The organism is bacterium (genome assembly GCA_021372775.1).
Lineage (GTDB): Bacteria > Acidobacteriota > Polarisedimenticolia > J045 > J045 > JAJFTU01.
This window is the reverse complement of the sequence record JAJFTU010000051.1, coordinates 21,047-41,214: the sequence shown is the minus strand read 5'-3', so window position 1 is coordinate 41,214 and position 20,168 is coordinate 21,047. Positions and strand designations below refer to the sequence as shown.

The 20,168-nt window shown below is 73.3% G+C and carries 17 protein-coding genes; 6 read left to right on the top strand and 11 right to left on the bottom strand.

The features are described 5' to 3' along the window. Positions 1–349 (top strand): outer membrane beta-barrel protein (locus tag LLG88_02145; GenBank protein ID MCE5245708.1); only part of this gene is annotated, 349 nt, incomplete at its 5' end. Positions 350–463: 114 nt separating this feature from the next. Here LLG88_02145 and LLG88_02140 read toward each other — a convergent pair. After that, positions 464–2,866, bottom strand: coding sequence for a proprotein convertase P-domain-containing protein (locus LLG88_02140; protein ID MCE5245707.1), 2,403 nt, complete (start codon positions 2,864–2,866; stop codon positions 464–466). 229 nt (positions 2,867–3,095) lie between these two features. After that, entirely contained in the window at positions 3,096–4,682 is a 1,587-nt protein-coding gene (locus LLG88_02135) for an alpha/beta hydrolase (GenBank protein MCE5245706.1), read from the bottom strand. A gap of 342 nt (positions 4,683–5,024) precedes the next feature. Here LLG88_02135 and LLG88_02130 point away from each other — a divergent pair, with 342 nt between their 5' ends. Continuing rightward, complete coding sequence (locus tag LLG88_02130) at positions 5,025–5,312, top strand: zinc-ribbon domain containing protein (protein MCE5245705.1); 288 nt, start codon at positions 5,025–5,027, stop codon at positions 5,310–5,312. 81 nt (positions 5,313–5,393) lie between these two features. Here LLG88_02130 and metH read toward each other — a convergent pair whose 3' ends face one another. Further along, the gene (gene metH / locus LLG88_02125) at positions 5,394–8,831 is read right to left on the bottom strand and encodes a methionine synthase (GenBank protein MCE5245704.1); all 3,438 of its coding nucleotides are present in this window, start codon (positions 8,829–8,831) and stop codon (positions 5,394–5,396) included. A 57-nt stretch (positions 8,832–8,888) separates the two neighbouring features. Here metH and LLG88_02120 point away from each other — a divergent pair, with 57 nt between their 5' ends. The 3 genes from LLG88_02120 to LLG88_02110 are packed head-to-tail and all read left to right on the top strand — an operon-like array spanning position 8,889 to position 11,071. After that, positions 8,889–9,824, top strand: a complete 936-nt coding sequence (locus LLG88_02120; GenBank protein ID MCE5245703.1) for a hypothetical protein — start codon at positions 8,889–8,891, stop codon at positions 9,822–9,824. Continuing rightward, on the top strand, positions 9,815–10,672 hold the full coding sequence (locus tag LLG88_02115; GenBank protein MCE5245702.1) for a tetratricopeptide repeat protein: 858 nt from the start codon (positions 9,815–9,817) through the stop codon (positions 10,670–10,672). Before LLG88_02120 ends, LLG88_02115 begins: the two co-directional genes overlap by 10 nt. Positions 10,673–10,681: 9 nt before the next feature. Next, positions 10,682–11,071, top strand: a complete 390-nt coding sequence (locus LLG88_02110; protein ID MCE5245701.1) for a ferredoxin — start codon at positions 10,682–10,684, stop codon at positions 11,069–11,071. 75 nt (positions 11,072–11,146) lie between these two features. Here the strand turns inward: LLG88_02110 and LLG88_02105 are convergent, their stop codons facing one another. The 5 genes from LLG88_02105 to LLG88_02085 form a co-directional block, all read right to left on the bottom strand. Further along, complete coding sequence (locus tag LLG88_02105) at positions 11,147–12,187, bottom strand: ribonuclease Z (protein ID MCE5245700.1); 1,041 nt, start codon at positions 12,185–12,187, stop codon at positions 11,147–11,149. A gap of 64 nt (positions 12,188–12,251) precedes the next feature. Then, positions 12,252–13,130 (bottom strand): phosphodiesterase YaeI, encoded by an 879-nt coding sequence (gene yaeI / locus LLG88_02100; protein MCE5245699.1) that lies wholly within the window; start codon positions 13,128–13,130, stop codon positions 12,252–12,254. Between the two features lie 54 nt (positions 13,131–13,184). Then, positions 13,185–13,547 (bottom strand): hypothetical protein, encoded by a 363-nt coding sequence (locus LLG88_02095; protein MCE5245698.1) that lies wholly within the window; start codon positions 13,545–13,547, stop codon positions 13,185–13,187. Positions 13,548–13,625: 78 nt separating this feature from the next. Beyond that, complete coding sequence (locus tag LLG88_02090) at positions 13,626–14,414, bottom strand: cyclic nucleotide-binding domain-containing protein (GenBank protein MCE5245697.1); 789 nt, start codon at positions 14,412–14,414, stop codon at positions 13,626–13,628. Position 14,415: 1 nt separating this feature from the next. Further along, positions 14,416–15,417, bottom strand: coding sequence for an HD domain-containing protein (locus LLG88_02085; GenBank protein MCE5245696.1), 1,002 nt, complete (start codon positions 15,415–15,417; stop codon positions 14,416–14,418). 151 nt (positions 15,418–15,568) lie between these two features. Here LLG88_02085 and LLG88_02080 point away from each other — a divergent pair, with 151 nt between their 5' ends. Further along, entirely contained in the window at positions 15,569–18,013 is a 2,445-nt protein-coding gene (locus tag LLG88_02080) for a S9 family peptidase (protein ID MCE5245695.1), read from the top strand. Positions 18,014–18,249: 236 nt separating this feature from the next. On the opposite strand, the gene LLG88_02075 is transcribed toward LLG88_02080, so the two are convergent. Genes LLG88_02075 through LLG88_02065 form a run of 3 tightly spaced genes read right to left on the bottom strand, consistent with a single transcriptional unit; the run spans position 18,250 to position 20,036 of the window. Further along, entirely contained in the window at positions 18,250–19,011 is a 762-nt protein-coding gene (locus LLG88_02075; GenBank protein ID MCE5245694.1) for a PDZ domain-containing protein, read from the bottom strand. A gap of 31 nt (positions 19,012–19,042) precedes the next feature. Further along, positions 19,043–19,483 carry a hypothetical protein gene (locus LLG88_02070; protein ID MCE5245693.1) on the bottom strand — a complete coding sequence of 147 codons (441 nt, stop codon included), beginning with the start codon at positions 19,481–19,483 and terminating at the stop codon, positions 19,043–19,045. Next, positions 19,476–20,036, bottom strand: a complete 561-nt coding sequence (locus LLG88_02065; protein ID MCE5245692.1) for an RNA polymerase sigma factor — start codon at positions 20,034–20,036, stop codon at positions 19,476–19,478. The genes LLG88_02070 and LLG88_02065 overlap by 8 nt, the downstream gene beginning before the upstream one ends. Positions 20,037–20,168 lie beyond the last annotated feature (132 nt).

The window sequence follows — 20,168 nt, the reverse complement described above, 5'->3', positions numbered from 1 at the left end:
GTTCACGGTCGGCCTCGTCTTCTATCCCGCGGGGAAGAAGGCGCCGGTGATTCCGTACCTCGGCTTCGGGGGCGGGCTCTACTGGTGGCGCTACACCGAGAACGGCGACTTCATCAACTTCAACGACGAGGCGCTGCCGATCTTCACCGGCGAGTACCGCGCCGACGGCGTGCAGGCCGGCTTCTTCGGCGTCGCCGGGCTCGACATCCCGGTGCAGAAGAACTGGTCGGTCTTCGCCGAGGTCCGCTACCACAAGGTGCGGGCCGAGATGGGCGACGACTTCGACGGGATGGGGAAGATCGACCTTTCCGGACCGCAGGTCTCGGCCGGCGTGGCGTGGCGGTTCTGACCGGCCCCGAAGTTCCTTGCGCGACGAGGCGGCCCCGCGGGACCGCCTCGTTTTTTGTTCCGCGTGCGGCGGCCGCGCTTCCGAACGGCGACGCGCCGCGGATCCCGCGCCGCGTCAGCGGAGGAAGTGGCCCCACGTTCCTTCGCCGGAATGACCGACGGCGTTCACGACGTAGAAGAACGCGCTCCCCGCGGCCGGGTTCGCCGCGTCGACGAACGACGTGTCGGTCGGGTCGGCGTCGGACGCGGTGATGTCGGCGAAGTCGGCGGCGGAGGCGGGCGAGGCGGCGCGGCGGACGACGTAGCGCGTCGCGCCGCCGACCGGCCACCACGAGAACGCCGCCGCCCCCGCGCCGTTCTTCGCGACGTCGAGATGCGGCACGGCGGCGATCGGGCTCTCGAACGGACGCGTCGTCAAGCGCAGCTCGAACTTCGTCAGCGAGCCGGTGTTGCCGTACTCGAGATCCTCGACGCGCAGCGTCCACGTTCCCTCGCACGACGTGCCGACGAGGGGCGCGAGCGAGTCGAGCGGCGCGCGATCGACGCCGAAGACGGCGTCCACGCCCGAACCCCACCACGGCCGTTCCGCGAGGACGTACGACTGCCCACCCGGCGCGACGAGGGTGAGGCGGAGGTCGGAGGGATAGGGGTGCGTGATCGTCACGGCGACGGCGACCGACGCGATCTCTTCGTCGGCGGCGACGACGACCGAGCGCTGCACCGATCCGACGTCGGGAATCGCGGCCGGCAGGCCCGAGGCCGCGGCGGTCAGCGATCCCGCGGCGCCGAGCGGCACGAAGAACGGCGCCGTCGCGCCGCGCGTTCCGTCCGGCGCCGTCCACGCCACGCGCGCGGCGACCTTGTGCCCGGACGGCGCGCCCGCCGGCACGGAAACGGCGAAATGGGGCGCGTTCGATTCGGTCGCCGCGCCGGGGCGCAGCGCGGGCCACGTTCCGCCGGCGCTCTCCGCGGCGAGCCACGGGTCGAGCGACTCGAGCGTGCCCGACAGGCCGGCGAGCGGCCCGCCGTCCTCGCGCACCGTCACGGCGAGCGTCGTCGCTTCGCCCGCGGCGAGGACGCCGTCGTCGTCGGCGGCGCGCGCGCCGACGGCGGCGACGTTCGGCGGCAGCGGCGTCAGCGCGACATTCACCCGCGTCGCCGGGCCGCGCGCGTCGGCGACGCTGAACGGCGCCGACGCGGCGGCGTAGCCGGGCGCCGAGAGGTCGAGATTGAACGCCGCGCCGGCGACGAGCGGACGATGGAAGTCGCCGACCGCGGCGTCGGAGCGGAACGGCTCGGCGCGGCCGCGCACCCGGATAGTCGCCGCCACCGGCGCTCCCGTGACGGCGTCGGTCGCGAGGCCGCGCACGCCGGTCAGCGCGCGCTCGAGGTGCGCGAGCAACGACTCGCGGTTGTCGCTCCAGTACTGGTCGAGCGTCGAGGCCGCCGGCATCTTGGTGTTCGAGAGCTCGATCGTCGCCGCCATCTCGCCGCGGTAGTGGTAGAGCCAGTCCTGCATCCCGCCGGAGACCGCGTACCATGCGGCGCCGTTCGTCATCCCCTGGTGGAACTCCGGGCTCGAGAACATCGGCCCGTTGTGCACGGCGTAGTCGTAGGCTAGCGTGATGAACGTGTCGTCGTCGGGGGCGGCGCTGTAGACCGACGCGCCGGCGGCGTTGTTGTCGTAGGGGTAGTTGTAGACCAGCGAGCCGCCGTGGAGATTCGCGGAGAGCGTTCCCGCGCGGCCGGCCTGCCAGTTCATCAGGTTGGCCGTCTCGGCCGGCCGGTCGGTCGCGACGTCGCGCGGGTCGTCGTACTCATCGGGGAAGGTGCGGTTGAGGTCGACGCCGGCGGCGTTCCAGCGCTGGCCGAGCGCCGCGCCGTCGGGATTGACGAGCGGCATGATCCACGTCTCGACGTTCTCGACGATGTTCCGCGCGCGCGCGTCGCCCGCGTATCCCTCGGCCAGCCAGTGGGCGAGCCGGATCAGCAGCTCCATCCCGACCAGCTCGTCGCCGTGGATCGAGGAGAGGTAGCGGACGACGGGGTGGTCGCCGCGGGAATCGGCCGGCAGGCCGATCCGCACCCACCACATCCGCCGCCCCTGCGTCGTCGCGCCGGCCGACGAGAGACGCACGATGTCCGGGTGCGCCGCGGCGAGCGCCTGCAGGTCGGAGGTCAGCGTGTCGTAGGTGTGGTAGGTCGCTGCGGCGGCCTCCGTCGTCGCCGCCGGCGCGGCGCCGGCGCAGAGGCCGGTCTCGGTCCACGCGAAGCCGAGCGCCTCGAGCTTGTCCTCCTGCGCCGGGGTCACGTAGGCGATCGCCTCGCGCCGGCCGTTCCGCTCGACGTCGAACCGCAGCCGGACGAGCCGCGCGAAGGCGGCGTCGTCGAGCGCGCCGAGATCGACGACGCGGCATTCGGCCGGAGCGGCGACGGGAACGGCGGCGCGCGCGGGAAGCGCGGCGCAAGCGACGAACGCGGCGAACGGGAGGAAGGCGGCGCGGAGAGCCCTGTTCATGGTTCGACAGCTTAGCTCTGAACGGGCACGGGCACAGGAACAGGGACGGGAGCGGAAAGGGGAACGCGAACGGAGATGGGAACAGTGACGGGAGCGGAACGGGGAACGCGAACGGGGATGGGAACAGTGACGGGAACGCGCGCGGAGACGGGAACCGGGACGCGTACGGGCCGGGCCCCGGCCGCGGATGCCGCGGGGGCGTCCCGAAGCGGAACGCCCCCCGGCCGCGTCACTTCAGCTTGGCGATCGCGTCGAGCAGCCGCCGCCGGAACTGCTCCTTGTAGGCCGCCGGCGTCCGCTCGTCGCGGCGGAGCAGCACCAACGCGCTGCGGTACGCCTCCTCCGCCTCCTTCGCCTTTCCCGCGCGGGCCAGCGCCTCGCCGAGGCTCGCCGCGGCGTCGGCCGAATCGGGATACGCCTCGACGTTGAGGCGGAAGGCCTCCGCCGCTTCGGCGACGCGGTTCTCGGCGAGCAGCGCCCGCCCGAGCGCCTCCATCGTCGCCTCGCGGAAGACCTGCCACTGCGGATCGACGATCTTGACCTTGCGCAGCGCTTCCCGAGCCCGCTGGACGCCGCCGCGCTCCAGAAGGTCGAGGAACTGCCCTTCGGTCGGCGGGGCGGGAACGGCGCGCCGGCTCTCGAGCCGCGCGAACCCCGCGGGAAGCCCGAGGCCGTCCGGCGATCCGTCGATGAACGCGCGCGCCTCGGCGTTTCCCTTGAGCGTCGCGTCGAGGAAGCGGCGCGCGTACTGCGCGGCGGTTTCGAAGCCGAGGCGCGGATCGCCGCCCCGGGTCCCGCGCTGGTCGGCGGGAAGCAGCTCGAAGAGCACCACGTGCTGCGAGGTGAAGTCGCGGTGCTCCATCCGCGGCAGGCGCAGCAGGCGCGCGTCGGAGTACTTGAGGGCGCGGAAGAACGCCGGGTCGAAGTCGGGGCGCTCGCTCCCCGCGCCGACGAAGAACAGCGACGGGACGCGCAGCCGGTTCGGGTCGAGGCGCGCGTCGGCGCGCTCCGCGGCGTCGAGATGGAGGATCGATCCGTCGAGCGAGACGAGCGCGGCGACCCGCGTGTCGCGCGTCGCGAGCATCACGTCGGCCAGGCCGCCGAAGCTGTAGCCGACGACGGCGACGTCGCGCGCGTCGGCGTAGGGATAGTCGCGCAGCGTGGCGAGGGCGAACGCCATGTCGCGCGTCTGCGCCTCCGCCCCGATCATGTCCGGGGTCATCGCCCGGCCCTCGGCCCCGATCGACGGCACAGCGGCGACGACGTAGCCGTGGCTGGCCAGGTACTCGCAGAGGATCGAGTTCTCGAAGGCCGAGCCGCTCAGGCCGGCGGCGTAGAGGACGAGCGGGAAGGTCCCCTCGGCGCGCGGCGCCGCGGCGATCGCCGCGGTCGGCGCGGCGAGGAGGGCGCGCACCGTGTCGGCCGGAATCCCTTGCGCCGCGGGGAGGGCGACGAACGCCTCGAGCTTCGCGGCGCGCGCGGCGTCGTCGAGCGGCCCGAAGTCGATCTCGCGCGCGGACAGGGCGACGTAGTCGGCGAACGGAACGTGGGCCGCCTCCGCGGCCGGCGACGCCGGGTACCAGACGAGGATCTGGACCGGCCGCGCGACCTCGCGCTGGTTCGGCGCGCCGTCGGCGTCGCGCGGCGAATCGAACGTGCGCGACTGGTCCCGCGCCAGAATCGGCTGGAAGCCGACGGCGTACGGCCCCGGGCGCAGCCCGCCCCAGCCCGCGTAGGCCGGACCGGCGGCGAGGGCGACCGAGACAGTGGCGAGAAGCGCGGCGAAAACGGCCAGAACGGCCACCGCCTGACGCATGGGGACTCTCCTTCGAGGGGAATATCGATTTTGCGCCGCCCCGCGGCCGGCTGTCGATCCAGGGCAAGGCTCTTCCCGATCGACGGACGGACCCGCCGCCCGAACGGCGGCGGATCTGTCGCCACGGCGCGATTTCTGCGCCGTCCCCATTGACGCCGCCCTCTTTTGTGGGATTCAATACTCCCGTTGTCGCGCTTTAAGGCGCCGCGTTCGGGCCTGCGCGGAAAGGTCCGAACGGGGTTTGCGCACTTGCAGTCCCGGAGGATTCGTCCCGCCGCGCCATCACGTCCGTCGCTTTGCGCGTCCGCGCGCGCACGGCCCAATCGTCCGAGGGAACGCTTTATGCCCGACATGACCATCACCTGCGTGGACTGCGGTAGCGACTTCACCTTCAGCGAGCGCGATCAGGCGTTCTTCGCCGAGCGCGGGATGTCCACTCCGAAGCGGTGCCGCGAGTGCCGCGCCGCCCGCAAGGCTCAGGGCGGCGGCGCCGGCGCGCCCCGCGGCGGCGACCGCGTTCGTCACCCGATCGTCTGCCAGCAGTGCGGCAAGGAAGACACCGTGCCGTTCAAGCCGACGGCCGGCCGTCCGGTCCTCTGCCGTGACTGCTTCTCGGCCGGTCGCCGCTGACCGACCGCTCAAGCAATCGCCGGAACGGGCGCCCCTCGAGGGCGCCCGTTCTCTTTTCGGGCCGCCGCGCGGCGCCGGCGTTCAGTCGGCCGCGCCGGCGGAGAAGTAGCGCGCCGCGGGGTGGTGGAAGACGAGCGCCGAGACCGACGCCTCGGGGTCCATCATCAGGCCGTCGGTCAGGCGCACGCCGATCTCCTCCGGGCGCAGCAGGTCGAAGAGGATCCGCTGGTTCTCCAGCGCCGGGCAGGCGGGATAGCCGAACGACACGCGCAGCCCGCGGTATTCGGCGCGGAAGATCCGCAGCGGCGTCATGTCGGGCGGGTCCGGAATGCCCCACAGCGCGCGCAGGTGCGCGTGCAGCCGCTCCGCCGTCCCTTCCGCCAATTCCAGCGCGCAGGCCGCGAGCGCGTGGGCCTTGAGGTATTCGCCCGCCGCGGTCAGCCGCGCCGCCTCCTCGCGCACGCCGGTCCCGGCGGTCGCGACGAAGAGGGCGACCGCGTCGGGCCGCCCCTCGGCGGGCTCGACCCAGTCGGCGACGCAGAGCCGTCCGCGGTCCGCCTGACGCGGGAACGTCAGGCGCGCCGCCTCGGCGCCGTCCTCCCGCGCGAGGACGATCGTCCGGCCGTCGCGGCGCGCGCGGAAGAACTGGAAGACGGCGCGCGGCGCGAGGATCCCCTTCGCGGCGTACTCGTCGACGACCTCTTCGACGAGCGCCCGCAGCTCGCGGTACTTCGGGTCGCGCGCCTCGGCCGCGCTCCGCACGTTCCCGCGCAGGCCGAGGTGCCGGCCGATCAACGTCTGCTCGTTGGCCCAGGCGAGGGCCTCGCGCGCCGGCAGGGCGTACGTGCGCCGCGCGAAATCGGGCGGCGGCGGGACGTCGGGCGCCGGCGCGACGGTCGGCCCGACCTCCGCGGCCTCGCTCTCCGTCTCGGCCGCGGCGTCGGGCGCGGCGCCGGCGGCGACGCGCGCCGCCTCGGCCGCGAGCAGGGCGCGGGCTTCGGGATCGACCAGCCGCTCGGCGAGGGCGAGCCCCTGCATCGCGTCCGGCGCGTAGAGCGCGATCCCGCCGTAGGCCGGCGCGATCTGCGTCTCGACGAAGCGGCGGCTCAGCGCCGCCCCGCCGCAGAGGAGCGGCACGTCGATCCCCGCCGCCTTGAGGTCGGCCGCGGTCGCCGCCATCTGCCGCGCCGACTTCACGAGCAGGCCGGAGAGGCCGACGATCGCCGGCCGGTGCTCGGCGATCGCCCGGGCCAGCGTCGTCGGATCGACCTTGATGCCGAGATCGACCAGCTTGAAGCCGTTGTTGGCGAGGAGGATCCCGACGAGGTTCTTGCCGATGTCGTGGACGTCCCCCTTGACCGTGGCGAGGAGGAACGTTCCCTTGCGCGGCGCCGCTCCCTGCGGCAGCCGCGGCTCGAGCAGCGCGACCGCGGCCTTCATCACCTGCGCCGACTGGAGCACCTCGGCGACGATCAGTTCGTTCGCGCCGAAGAGCCGCCCGACCTCGGCCATGCCGTCGAGCAGCGGGCCGTTGATCAGGTCGAGCGGCGCGTAGCGGGTCAGCGCCTCCTCGACGTCCGACTCGAGCCCCTCGCGGCGCGCCTCGACGATCCGCCGCGCGAGGCGCGTCTCGATCGGCGCGGCGCCGCCCTCGTCGGCCGCGGCGCGCGGCCGCGCGTCGCGGAAGAGAGCCGCGAACCGTTCCGCGGCGCCCTCGCCGCGGTCGCGGAGCAGGTCGAGCGCCGCCTCGCGCTCTTCCTTGGGGATCTGCGCGAAGCGGACGATCTTCTCGCTGTTGACGATCGCGAGGTCCAGCCCCGCTTCGCCGCATTCGTGCAGGAAGACGGAGTTCAGCACCTCGCGCGCCGCGGGGGGGAGGCCGAACGAGACGTTGGAGACGCCGAGCAGCGTCTTGCAGCGCGGGAAGGCCGCCTTGAGCGCGCGCACCCCTTCGATCGTCTCGCGCGCCGAGCCCTTGTACTGCGCGTCCCCCGAAGCGCAAGGGAACACGAGCGGGTCGAAGATCAGGTCGGTCTCCGGCACGCCGTACGTCGTCGTCAGGATCGCGTGGGCGCGCCGCGCGACCTCCAGCTTGCGCGTCGCGGCGATCGCCATCCCTTGCCGCGGGTCGTCGTCGATGCAGCCGACGACCAGCGCCGCGCCGCGCCGGCGGGCGAGCCGCGCGACCTTGCCCAGCCGCTCCTCGCCGTCCTCGAGGTTGACCGAGTTGACGATCGGCTTCCCCGGCACGAGCTCGAGCGCCCGCTCGACGACCGCCGGGTCGGTGGAGTCGATCATCAGCGGGGCGCGGACGCGCCGCGCCAGCCGCGCGAGCAGCCGCTCCATGTCGGCCCGCTCGTCGCGGTCCGGATCGGCGAGGCAGACGTCGAGGACGTGCGCGCCCCCCGCGACCTGCCCTTGGCCGATCTCCGCCGCCCGCTCCCACTCCCCCTCGGCGACGAGCCGCTTGAACTTGCGCGAGCCGATGACGTTCGTCCGCTCGCCGACGAGCAGCGGCCGCCGTTCTTCGTCGAGCGAGAGGAAGTCGATCCCCGCGACCCGCCCGAACCGCGACGCGGCGGGAACGCGCGGCGCGCGCCCCGCGGCGAGCCGCGCGAACGCGGCGACGTGCTCGGCGGTCGTGCCGCAGCAGCCGCCGACGAGGTTGAGCAGCCCCTCGTCGAGGAACCGCGCCAGCGTCCCGGCCATCCGCTCCGGCGTTTCGGAATACCGCCCTTGCTCGTCCGGCAGCCCCGCGTTGGGGACGCAGGCCACCGGCGTCTCGGCGATCGCGGCGAGCGCGCGCAGCGGATCGGCCATGAACTCCGGACCGACGGCGCAGTTCAGCCCGACGTAGAGCAGGTCGCGGTGTTCGATCGACGTGTAGAACGCCTCGATCGACTGGCCGCAGAGCGTCGCGCCGGACGATTCGATCGTCGCCGAGACGGCGACCGGGCGCGACGTCCCGAGCTCCGCCGCGGCGTCGTCGATCCCCTCGAACGCCGCCTTGACGTTGAGCGGATCGGAGGCGGTCTCGACGAGCAGGTAGTCGCAGCCCCCTTCGATCAGGCCGAGCGCCTGCGTGCGGAACGCGTCGCGCATCTCGGCGAAGGTCGCGCCGCCGGTGAGCAGCAGCGAGCGGGTCGTCGGCCCGATCGAGCCGGCGACGAAGCGCGGCTTGTCGGGGCTCGACGCGGCGTCCGCCTCGGCCCGCGCGATCTCCGCCGCGCGGCGGTTGATCTCCCGCGCGCGCGCCGCGAGGCCGTATTCCGCGAGCACCAGCGGCGTCGCGCCGAAGGTGTCGGTCTCGACGACGTCGGCGCCGGCGGCGAGGTACTCGCGGTGCACGAGGGCGACGAGATCGGGCCGTTCCAGGACCAGCGCCTCGAAGCATCCTTCGCGTTCCGCGCCGCCGAAGTCGGCCGGGCCGAGCCGCTCGCGCTGGAAGCGCGTTCCGGTGGCGCCGTCGAGCACGAGCACGCGGCGCGCCAAGAGTTCCTGGAGTGTGTCCGCTCTCATGGCGCACAAGATACAGCCATTGACAGCGCGCCCCGCCCGCGTCATGGTCCCGACGCCATGAACGACACGCCCACGCCCGCTTCGTTCGCCGCGCGTCTCGCCGACCCGCGGCCGCTCCTCGCCGTCGAGCTGCGTCCGCCGCGGCGCGATCTCGAAGGGGCGCGGGCGATGGACGCGTGGATGGACGTTCACCGCGCCGTCGCGCGCCTCTCGAACGCCGACACGGCGATCTTCCTCACCGACAGCGCGGTCGGCGCCGGGGAGGAGGAGGGGATGGCGCACCTCGCCGCGAACCTCGGTCCGCGCGCGGTGCGCGAACGCATCGTCCCGTTCCTGACCCTCAAGCATCCGCTCGACTACTGCCTGCGCTGCGCGGCGCGCGCGCGGCGCGAGCGGTTCCCCGCGCTCGTCGTGCTCGGGGGCGACAAGCGCGGCGGTCCGCCGCGCTGCCTGCCGCACGCCTTCGAACTGCGCGAGCGGCTGCGGCGCGAGCAGCCGGCGCTGCTCCTCGGCGGCTGGGCCAACCCGAACCGCGACCCGCGCGGCCAGGCCCGCCTGCTCGCCGAGCACCGCGCCGGGGCCGACTTCGCCCTCACCCAAGTCCTGTCGCACCACCAGATCGAGCCGGTCGCGGAGTTCATGGACGAGGCGGCGCGGCTCGGCGTCGATCTGCCGTTGTTCGCGGGCGTCTTCTTTTACCGGAGCGGCCGCCCCTCGACCCTCGCCAAGCTGGCCGACTTCATTCCGGTCCCGGCGGAGGAGCTCAAGCGCGACTTCGGCGAGCGGCGACTCGACGCGGAGGAGGTCGCCGTCCAAACTCTCCTCGCGCTGGCGAAGCTCGGCTTCAAGCGTTACTACATTTCCAATGTACCGACCGGCGACGCGCCGCGAATCCTCGCGCGGCTCGCCGCGGCGGCCGGCCTTCCCGATCCCTTCACCGCGCCGCCCTTCCCGCGAGGGGGCGGCGGCTTGGACTCCAACCCATGGCCTTGATCATCGACGTGACGGTCGAGTCGTTTGAAAAGGAAGTTCTCGAACGGTCGAAGACCATGCCCGTGGTCGTCGACTTTTGGGCCCCGTGGTGCGGCCCCTGCAAGACGCTGGGGCCGATGCTCGAGGCCGCCGTCGGCAAGCTCAACGGCAAGGTCGTCCTCGCCAAGGTGAACGCCGACGAGAACGCCGAGCTCTGCGACGCGTTCGGCGTGCAGGGAATCCCCTCCGTCAAGGCGTTCCGCGACGGCCGCGTCGTCTCCGAGTTCAGCGGCGCGCAGCCGGCCCCGATCGTCGAAGCCTGGCTGGCCGGCCTCGCGCCGACGGCGCTCGAGGAACTGCGCGAGGCGGCGAAGCGCGCCCTCGGCGAGGACCGCGTCGAGGAGGCGGAGCAGCTGCTGCGCAAGCTCGTCGACGAGCAGCCGAAAGACACGGCGGCCCTGCTCGATCTGGCCCGCCTGGTCGCGGCGAACGGCAGCCGCGACGAGGCGCTCGCCCTCTTGGACCGCATCCCCGAGGCCGCTCCGGAAGGCGAGGAAGCGCAGCGCGAGAAGCAGCTGCTCGACCTGCTCGCCGCGGGCCGCCGCGTGCGCAGCCTCGACGCCGCCAAGGCGCGGCTGGCGGAGAGCCCGGACGATCTCGAAGCGCGCTTCTCGCTGGCCGGCGCGGCGTGGCTCTCCGGCCGCGCGGAGATGGCGATGGACGAGCTGCTGGAGATCGTCAAGCGCGACCGCGAGTTCCGCGAGGACGGCGCGCGGCGCGCGCTCTTGGCCCTCTTCGAGCGGTTGGGGCACGACCATCCGGCCGTCGGCCCGGCGCTCAGCAAGCTCGGCATGATCCTCTTCGCGTAGCTCCGCGCGATGGACGGCAAGTCGCTCGCGGAGACGGCCGCCGGGATCGGCGTCGGGTCGGCCCGGCGGCACATCTTCCTCTGCGCGATGCAGCGGAAGCCGCGCTGCGCGTCCTACGAAGAGAGCGCTGAGGTCTGGAACTACCTCAAGGGACGGCTGCGCGAGCTGGGGCTCGACGGCGGCGCCGCGGCGCGCGGCGGCGCCTCCTGCGTGCTGCGGAGCAAGGTCGACTGCCTGCGGATCTGCCGGCGCGGGCCGATCGCCGTCGTCTATCCGGAGGGGACGTGGTACCACTCCGTCACCGTCGAGGCGATGGAGCGGATCATCCAGGAACACCTGATCGGCGGCCGCCCGGTCAAGGAACTCGCCTTCGCCGTCGATCCGCTGCGCCCGCGGTAGAGCCGGACAGCTTCGACGCCGCCGGCGCCCGCGCCAAGCGCCGTCCTCGGCGGATCGCGACGGCCCGCGCCCGCGCTACGCGGCGTCCTCGGGAAGCGGGGCGGGAAGCCGCGGCAATTCCTCGACCGGGACCGGCGCGGCCGCGGCGCGGAACTCGTCGAGGACTTCGTTGGCGCGGTCGTCGTAGCGGGTCGAGAAGTGGATCGGCGAGGCGGCGGCGACGCCGGCCTGACGCGCGATCTCGCCGGCGAGGCGCGCCGTGAGGTGCGCGTTGCGGCGCGCCAGCTCGGCGTCCTCCTCCAGAAAATGAGCCTCGACGACGAGGCGGCGCGCGCCGCGCGCGAACGCGGCGAGACCCTCGGCGGTCGCCTCGGTCGGCGCCGCGTCGGCGGCGTAGACGAGCGAATCGCCCGGCGAGACGATCACCAAGGCGTCGCGCAGTTCGCCCAACGGCGCGGCGCCGCCGTCCGGCGTCGCGATCGGCGTCGTCGGCGGATCGCCGCGCCGCAGCGCCTCCTTGACCCGCGCGAGCCAGGGGCCGGTGGGCAGGCCGCGCGCGGCGAGCGCCGCGGGGTCGATGTTGTAGGCGGCCTTCTCCCGCGCGCGGAAGGCGAGCGAGGCGATCCCGCCGTGGTCGAGCGCCAGCGCCTCGACGACCATCTCGTCGTCCTCGACGAACGTCGCCGGCGACGCGGCGCGGCGCAGTTCGACCAGCGCGGGCTCGAAGCCGCCCGCCGCGGGGAAGCGGCGCCGCTCGAGCGTCGCGCCGTTCCACTCCCGCACCTCGAGGTCGAGCGGGTAGGCGTCCACGAGGTTCCAGCAATACCCCGCGAGATGGGCGGCGACGCGCGCCGCGGTCCCGGCGGGACCGTGGATCCGCAGCGGGCGGTCGCAGCGCCCGAGGCGCAGACGGAGCAGGTGCCCGAGCCCGAAGACGTGGTCCACGTGGCCGTGGGAGAGGAAGACGTCGCTCGCCGCGAGCAGTTGGCGCGGGCCGAGCGCCGTCGCGTCGCCGCAGTCGAAGAGGAGCAGCCGCGCGGAAAGGCGCGGCCGGACGACGAGCAGCGGATCGCCGAACGGGCCGTTGGGGCAGGCGAGTTGGAAGGTCCGTTTCACGAGGCGGTCCGGCGGCTCGGCGGTCCCCCGCGCGCGGCGGGGACCGCGGGCGAAGGCGCGCGCCTTACGCCGCGCGCGTCAGTTCCAGCAGCGTGATCTCGGGGCGCACGCCGAAGCGCACGCGGCGGTTGAAGCCGAGGCCGCGGTTCACGTAGACCAAGCGTCCGTCCGCGGCGACGAGGCCGGCGATGAAGCGCCGGTCCTCCACCGGGCTGAGCGGCGGCCCGATCAGCGGCACGCGGACCTGCCCGCCGTGCGTGTGCCCGGCGAGCATCAGATCGAACGAGGCGCCGCGCACCTGGCGGAAGCTGTCCGGGTTGTGGGAGAGGACGATCCGCGGCACGCCCGCGGTGCGGCCGGCGCCGAACGGCAGCTTGGCGTCGAACGTCGGCGCCCAGAAGTCGTCGAGCGCGACGAGGTCCACCGCGCCGGCGCCGGAGCGGACCGCGACGCGGCGCGTCTCGTTCCGCAGCAGCTCGCCGCCGGCGGCCGCGGCCATCGCCGCGACGAACTCGGCGCCGCGCGGCAGCGCGGGCTTCTCCCACGCGTAGTAGTGGATGTAGTCGTGGTTCCCCATCGTCGCGAACAGCGGCGCGGCGGCGCCGAGCGCGGCGATCTCGCGCCCCAGCGGCTCGAACGCGGTCGCGTCCTTCGTGATGTAGTCGCCGGTCAGCAGGACCAGCTCGGGACGGAGATCGACGGCCGTCTTGACCGCGCGCTCGATGAACTCCCGCGCCACCCACGCCGAACGATGGATGTCCGAAAGCTGGACGAGGCGCAGACCTTCGAGCGCCGGATCGAGCCCCTTGACCGGAATCCGCACGCGCCGCACCTCGAGCCACTCCGGCTCGACGCCGACGGCGTACCCTCCGCCGAGCGCGGCGGTGACCGCGACGGCGGGGGCGGCCCGGCCCAGCAGCGACACGAATTCGCGGCGATTCAACCCACGCGCCTCCGAAGAGCCACGGAAGACGATAGCGCCGCGCGTTTCCCCCGTCTATCCGCCCCGGGACGCGCCGCCGTCGTCCGTCTCCGAGGACGCGCCGCCTCGGCCCGTCTCCGAGGACGCGTTGCCGTCGTCCGTTTCCGGGGGCGCGGGCGGCCCGCGGCGGGTCAGGTTCCGCGACGCGGCGACCTCGATCGTCCCCTCCGCGGGGCGGTAGACCAGCGCCTCGAGCACTTCGTCGCCGCGCGGCGCGAGCGGGTGCGGCTTCGGATGGCGCACGATGCCGAGCAGGACCGCGGCGACCGCGCCCCTCTCGTCGGTTTCGACGTCGAGCAGGATCAGCCGCGCGCGGTGGCGCGGCGCGAGGCGCGCCTGCGCCAAGAGCTCCGGACGTTCAGCGAACAGCTCGTCCACCAGCCGGAGCGCCCCGCGGCGGACGCGCCGCGCTTCGCGTGCGCGGCGCCACCACGAGCGGAGCGCGGCGAGCGTGGGTCAGATCCCGACCGGCGGCTGCCGGCGCTTCTGGAACTCCTCGAGGATCTCCCAGACGCGGGGATGGGCGATCGCCACCGCCTCGAGGTAGTCGCGCGTCAGCTCGAGGATCTCGCAGTCGGCGAGGCAGCGCGCGGTGACGTTGCGCGGCGCGGGACGGAGCGCCGACAACTCGCCGAAGAAGCCGTTGTCGGCGATCCGCTCCAGCTCGACCGGCTTCCCCTCCGGCCCCTCGACCAGCAGCGCGATCTCCCCCTGCGCGAGGACGTAGAGCGAGTCGCCGGGGTCCCCCTGGCGGAAGACGTCCTGCCCCTTGCGGAAGTGATGGACGTTCATCACCTCGACGATCTTGGCCAGCTCGTCGTGGTCGAATTCGGAGAAGAGCGGCACGAAGGCGCGCAGCTTGGTGCGGATCGTCATCGCCGGCGCGTCCGCCGTCCCCTCGTCGCGCGCCGGCGCCGGCGGCGGGCCGGCGATCTCGGCGAGGCGGGCGCGGACGTCGGGGTTGTCGGCGTCGAAGCGCAGCACGGTGCGGTAGACGGCCAGCACCTGCGCCATCTTTCCTTGCTTGGCCAGCGCGTCGGCGACGGCGAGGTACTCCTCGGCCGCGTCGAACGGGCGGCCGGCGGCGAGGAGCGCCTCCGCCAGCTTCTTGCGCCAGAAGAGGGCGTTGGCGGGATCGTCGGCCAGACGGCGGCGGTAGAGCGCGGCCGCGAGGACGTGGTCCCCCTTGGCGGCCGCCGCGGCGGGATCGTCCCGCTCGGCGCGTCGGCGAAGGAACCCGAACATCTCAGCTCCCGCTCGGGGTCAGCAGCATGCGGATGAACTTCTCCGCCAGCCGCTGGTCGTAGTGGTCGCGCTCCTCGACGTGGATGATCCGCAGCGCCTGCTGCCCGCGCCGCGCCCGCTGGTAGGCGCGGTCGGTGGTCATCGCGTCGAAGGCGTCGCAGATCGCGGCGATCCGCGCCGCTTCGGGGATTGTCCTCCCGACGAGTCCGCGCGGATAGCCCGAGCCGTCGATCCGTTCGTGGTGGCAGTGGACGACGTCGTGGACCAGCCCCTCCGGCCAGGCGGTCTCCTTGAGGATCTGGAGGCCGAACGACGGGTGCTGCCGCATCAGCTCGAACTCGTCGGGGGTGAAGCGCCCCGGCTTGTTGATCAGCGCCGCGGGCAGCTTGCACTTGCCGCAGTCGTGCATCAGGCCGCCGCGGCCGATGCCGGCCAGCACGTCCGGCGCGTCGATCCCCGCCGCCCTGGCGAGGGCCACGCTGTAGACGGCGACGTGAACGCAGTGCGTGTAGGTGTAGTAGTCGTGTTCCATCAGCCGCACGGTCGCGGCGACCGCGGACGGCGTCCGCATGAAGTCGCAGATCGTGTCGGCGAGGGCGCCGATCCGCTGGACCGTCTCGGGACGGGACGGATTCGCCATCACGTCCTTCATGATCGAGCGGGAGGTCGTGATCAGCAGGTCGGCGCGCGCCTCGACCGGGGCCGCCTCGTCCATCACCCGGCCGTGGAGGCGCGATTCCATGTAGACCGCCCACCGCTCGGCGTCGCTGAACGGGACGTAGACCGTTTCCACGCCGCTGTCGGTGAGGCGTCGGCGGTGGGCCGCGGTGAACGGCAGGTCGCGCCCGCGGTAGAGGACCGGATCGCGCCCTTCTTCGTGGCGCAGCCAGATTTCGCACGGGATGACCGAGCCCATCTCCAGCATCGCCAAGGCGACGGGGAAGAAGGTGTGCAGTTCGGTCGTCGTCGCGTCGGGCAAGGCGCGGTCCTCCGGACTTCTCATCGGCCGCGCTTCCCCGCTCTTGACCTCTCGCCGTCGCCTCTTGCGGCGAAAGCGGGACGAACAGGGAAGTCGGGCGGGCCGCCCCGCCGGGGGCTACAATCCCGCTTTCCTCGCGCGCCCCGCCCCTGCGGGCCGCGACCGCCGGTCGAAGATGAACGACAACCCCAAGCGCCGCGTCGCCCCGCACGACCTCGTCGGCCTCCAGCTGCCGACCGAACTCGACGTCGCTCCCGACGGCCGGTCGGTCGCGGTCGCGGTCTCCGAGCCCGACTTCGCCCACGGCGAGCACGACGTGCAGCTTCACGTGGCCCCCGATCCGGCCCCCGCGCCGCGCGCCGCCGAGGCGAAGGACGAGGGGGAGCCGGATCTCCCGACGCGGCAGCTTACGCGCGGCCTCTCGCCCGTCTCGCAGCCGAGCTTCTCGCCGGACGGCAAGCTGATCGCCTTCGTCACCTTCCGCCCGCAGCCGCACGAGGACGAGGAGGACGACGAGCGGGAGAACGGCGAGGACAAGGAGCAGGTCTTCCTGCTGCCGGTCGGCGGCGGCGAGGCCCGCCGCCTGACCGAAGCGGGCGAAGGGGTCGAGCTGTTCCGCTGGGCCGCCGACGGCTCGGGGGTCTACTGCCTCTGCGAGACGCCGCGTCCCCCGGCCGCCAAGTCGTGGCGCCGCCGCCGCCGCGACGACAAGGATGACGCGATCGTCGTCAAGGCCGACCTGCCGCGCTTCGAGTTCCTCTTCCAGCCGCTCGACGGACGCGTGCGCCGCCTCTTCGGCGGGCTGCTCGGCGTGGACGACTTCGACGTCTCCCCCGACGGCAAGTGGATCGCCTACGCGACGAACCACACCGGCCGTCCCGAGGACGACGACAAGACCGAGATCATCCTGCGCGACCTCGAGAAGGGGGAGGAACGGCGCGTTTCGGGCGGGCGCGGCGGCGCGGAACTGCAGCCGCGCTTCTCCGCCGACGGACGCCGGCTGTTCTTCCACGGCTGGAACGACCCGGCCTGCGCCTTCTCGCGCCAGGAGCTGTTCGCCGTCGACCTCGCCGCCGAGGGCGCCGCGCCGCGCCCGCTGCTCGCGGGGGTCGGCCGCGACGTCGAGGACTTCGAGCCGCTGGCCGACGGCCGCGTCGCGGCGCTCGTCGCCTGGGGCATGGAATCGCGCCTCGTCGTCGCCGACCCGGAGCGCGGAACGGCGGAGGTCCTGCCGATCGAGGGGTTCAACTTTACGGAGCTCGTCGCCGCGCGCCGCGCGCCGGTCGTCGCCGTCCTCGCCGAAGGGCCGGGCGCGCCGCCGGAGGCGGGGACGATCGATCTCGAAAAGAAGGTCTTCGCGCCGCTCACCGACCTCAATCCCGAAGCGCGCGATTGGCGCCGCGCCGCGCGCCGCCGGATCGTCTGGCACAACGAGGGCTTCGACCACGAAGGGCTGCTCCTGACCCCCGATCCCGCCGACCGCGTCGCCGGCGATCCGCCGCCACTGGTCGTCTGGCTGCACGGCGGGCCGCACTGGCGCGTGCAGGACACGCTGCGCGCGGGCGAGGCGGAGGCGTTCTGCGCCGAGGGGTTCGCGGTCTTCATGCCGCAGTACCGCGGCTCGTCGGGCGGGCCGGAGGCGTACCAGACCGCGATCCGCGGCGACCTCGGCGGGGCCGAGGCGCGCGACGTCCTCGCCGGGATCGACGAGGTCGGGCGATCGGGGCTCGCCGATCTGTCCCGCGCCTCGGTCCTCGGCGCGAGCTACGGCGGCTACCTCGTCAACTGGCTGCTGGCGACGACCGACCGCTTCAAGGCCGGCGTCTCGATCGCCGGGATCTTCGACCTCGCGCAGGACTTCTCGACCTCGGAGTACGGCTCGTGGGAGCTCCACTACCTCGGCGGCGCGCCGTGGGAGCGGCCGCAGCTCTACTTCGAGCGTTCGCCGATCAAGCACGCCGCGTCGATCACCGCGCCGCTCTTGATCCTCCACGGCGTCGAGGACGACAACACGTTCCTGACCAACGGCCGCGCGCTCTTCCGCGCGCTGCGGACGCTCGGGCGGGAGACGGAGTTCGTCCTCTATCCGCGCGAAGGGCACGGCCTGTCGGAGCCCGCGCACCGGCTCGACGAGACGCAGCGCTGCCTGGAGTGGCTCGGCCGCCACGCGCTCGGGCGGATCGCGCCGCGGCTGCCGGGGCGCGAGGTCCGGCGCGAAGGCGCGCGGCTCGTCCTCTTCGGCGCGGAGCCGCGCCGCGAGTACGCCGGCGTGCGTCCCGGCGAGGGACGGGTCTTCGTCGAGGCCTCGGTGCTCGTGGCGAGCGAGGACGAGACGGTCGAGTGCCTGCGCCTCGCGCCGTCGGGGCCGCAGGCCGACATGGTCCTCGTGGACGCCTGCGGCGACGTCTACCGTCCGGTCGGCGTGCCGCTCGAGGTCCACGGCGAACGGCTGATCTTCTTCGGCGGCGGACAGCTCGAGGCGTGGAAGGGGGAGGACGGGCGTCCGCCTTCGCTCCCCGCCGCGGCGGTCTTCGAACTGCCCGAGGAGCCGCGCGCCTACCAACTGCGCGTGAAGGACTTTCCGCCGCTCTTCGTCGACGTCGTTCCGCCCGAAGACTGAAGCCGGTCCGCTTCGCGGCGACTCCGCGGCGCGAAGCGTCGGCGCCGCGCGGGGCGCCGCCTCGCCCCGGAAAAAGCCGACGGCCCGCGTCTCGGGGGCGACGCGGGCCGTCTTCAGGAAAGGGAGGAGGGTGGTTCGGTACTGCGCGAATCCGAGGTGGTGGAACTTGGAGGAGGTAGGTGGTCGTGGTCGTTTGAACGCGAGTCGTCCATCGGTGGTTCGAGTTCGTCCCTGCTTCAGGAGGGCTCTTCGGAGGACCAGGCGGCGGAGCGTTCCTTGAGCTTCTGCTCCATCTCCTTGAGCCGCTTCTCCATTTCCTGAAGCCGCTTTTCCATCTCCTGCGCGCGCCGCATCCGCTCCTGGAACTCCGGGCTCTGCAGCCGCTTCTGCATCTTCTCGACCTGCTCGTTGATCTGGTTCGGGTCGAACGGTACGGCGAAGCGCTCGTCGCCGCGGCGGAACATGAAGACGTCGCCGAAGTCGATCTCGGGCCGCTCGCGTTCGACGAGCGTGGCGACGACCGTGCGGCTCTTGTGGTCGCGCCAGATTTCGAACGACGCCGTCTCCTTGTCCTTCTTCACCCGGACCCGCCGCTGAATGTCGGTCGAGGAACCGATCTTCTGTCCGTCCGCGATCGTCAGGACGTCGCCGACCTTGATGCCGGCCTTGGCCGCGGGGCTGTCGGCCTCGACGTGGGAGACGAGCACGCCCGCCTCCTGCGGCGCGCCGAAGAAGGCGCGGAGTTCCGGCGTCAGGTCGAGCAGCGACACGCCGAGGTAGCCGCGCTTCGCCATGCGACCGGGGCGCGGCGGCATCGGCGGCGCCGGCATGTCCGGCGGATCGTCGTCGACGTCGATCTGGACGTCCCCTCGCCCGGGGGCGGAAACGACGACGGTCCGGGGAACCGGCTTGTCCGGTTTCGGCTGCGCCTGGGCGACGGCCGGCGGAACGAAAGCCGCGGCCACGACGAGGGCGGCGACGGCGGTCAGCGATTTCATCGGCGTGCTCCTTTTGCGGAAGGCGAACGGTTCAAATGTCGGGTTGAAGCGGAGCGCGGAAGACGGCCGGCCGAACCATCTCGCCGCGGATCGGTCCCTTCTTGGCGCTGTCGGCGCGCCAAACAAGGTCGACGTCGCCCGCCCGGCCGAGGAAGACTTCGCCCTCGGCGGGGGCGGCGAGCTCGCGCATCCCCGCGAGCTCCTTGGAAAGCGCCTCGTGCTCGCTCTTGAGCGCCTCGATCTGGGCGAGGTCGCGGGCGCGCTCCCGCCCCAGCTCGATCCGCCACGCGGCGAGCGAGGCGATCGTCGCCGCGGCGGCGAGCCCCATCGCGGCCCAGGCCCAGCGGCGCGGAGCGGTGAGGCGGCGCGCGCCGCGCTCGTCGAGGCGGCGCAGGACGTTTTCGGTGAAGTCGGGGGACGCCTCCGCCCGCGGCAGTTCGGCGAGCAGTCGCTTGAGGTCTTCCTCACGCATCGGCGCCTCCTTCGGCGCCGGCGAGCTGCCGGCGCAATCGTTCGCGTCCGCGCGCGACCCGGGACTTGATCGTTCCCTCGGGCTTGTCGAGCGCGCGGGCAATGTCTTCGTAGCTCCAGTCGAGCGCGTCCTTGAGCAGCACGGCGGCGCGGAACTCCGTCGGCAGCTCGGCCACCGCCTCGGCCACGCGCCGATGCGCCTCGCTGCGGAGCAGCTGGGCTTCGGGCGCGAGCGCGCTCTTGCGGCCGTCGATTCCGAGCAGGACCCCGACCGTCCTCCAGCGCCGCGCGCGGCGGGCTTCGCTCCGCGCGAGGTTCGTGGCGATCCGGAAGAGGTAGGGGGCCAGCTTTCCTTCCTCGCGGTACTTGCCGCGCGACTCGTAGAGCCGCACGAAGGCGTCCTGCGCCAGGTCTTCGGCCCGGTCGCGGCTCCCCGTGAGCCGCGAGAGGTACCCGACCAAGGCGTGTTTGTGTCGTTCCACGATCGCGGCGAAGGCGTCCCGGTCCTCGCGTTGGACCAGGGCCATCAGCTCCGCGTCGCTCGGCTCGTTCATCCAGCCTCCACTCATAGACAACGCCGCCGCCGCGGGATGGTTCCCGGGCCGCGGAGAATTTTCCCGGCCTTTCGGCGTCTCCGCCGGCGGAACGACCGCGGACGGTCGCCGGCGGCCGTCGAACGCCGGCCG

What these genes read in the sequence shown, in the direction of transcription:
- LLG88_02140 (MCE5245707.1), bottom strand. Translation starts at nt 2,866, where the DNA reads ATGAACAGGGCTCTCCGCGCCGCCTTCCTCCCGTTCGCCGCGTTCGTC.
- LLG88_02135 (MCE5245706.1), bottom strand. Translation starts at nt 4,682, where the DNA reads ATGCGTCAGGCGGTGGCCGTTCTGGCCGTTTTCGCCGCGCTTCTCGCC.
- LLG88_02130 (MCE5245705.1), top strand. Translation starts at nt 5,025, where the DNA reads ATGCCCGACATGACCATCACCTGCGTGGACTGCGGTAGCGACTTCACC.
- metH (MCE5245704.1), bottom strand. Translation starts at nt 8,831, where the DNA reads ATGAGAGCGGACACACTCCAGGAACTCTTGGCGCGCCGCGTGCTCGTG.
- LLG88_02120 (MCE5245703.1), top strand. Translation starts at nt 8,889, where the DNA reads ATGAACGACACGCCCACGCCCGCTTCGTTCGCCGCGCGTCTCGCCGAC.
- LLG88_02115 (MCE5245702.1), top strand. Translation starts at nt 9,815, where the DNA reads ATGGCCTTGATCATCGACGTGACGGTCGAGTCGTTTGAAAAGGAAGTT.
- LLG88_02110 (MCE5245701.1), top strand. Translation starts at nt 10,682, where the DNA reads ATGGACGGCAAGTCGCTCGCGGAGACGGCCGCCGGGATCGGCGTCGGG.
- LLG88_02090 (MCE5245697.1), bottom strand. Translation starts at nt 14,414, where the DNA reads ATGTTCGGGTTCCTTCGCCGACGCGCCGAGCGGGACGATCCCGCCGCG.
- LLG88_02085 (MCE5245696.1), bottom strand. Translation starts at nt 15,417, where the DNA reads ATGAGAAGTCCGGAGGACCGCGCCTTGCCCGACGCGACGACGACCGAA.
- LLG88_02080 (MCE5245695.1), top strand. Translation starts at nt 15,569, where the DNA reads ATGAACGACAACCCCAAGCGCCGCGTCGCCCCGCACGACCTCGTCGGC.
- LLG88_02075 (MCE5245694.1), bottom strand. Translation starts at nt 19,011, where the DNA reads ATGAAATCGCTGACCGCCGTCGCCGCCCTCGTCGTGGCCGCGGCTTTC.
- LLG88_02070 (MCE5245693.1), bottom strand. Translation starts at nt 19,483, where the DNA reads ATGCGTGAGGAAGACCTCAAGCGACTGCTCGCCGAACTGCCGCGGGCG.
- LLG88_02065 (MCE5245692.1), bottom strand. Translation starts at nt 20,036, where the DNA reads ATGAACGAGCCGAGCGACGCGGAGCTGATGGCCCTGGTCCAACGCGAG.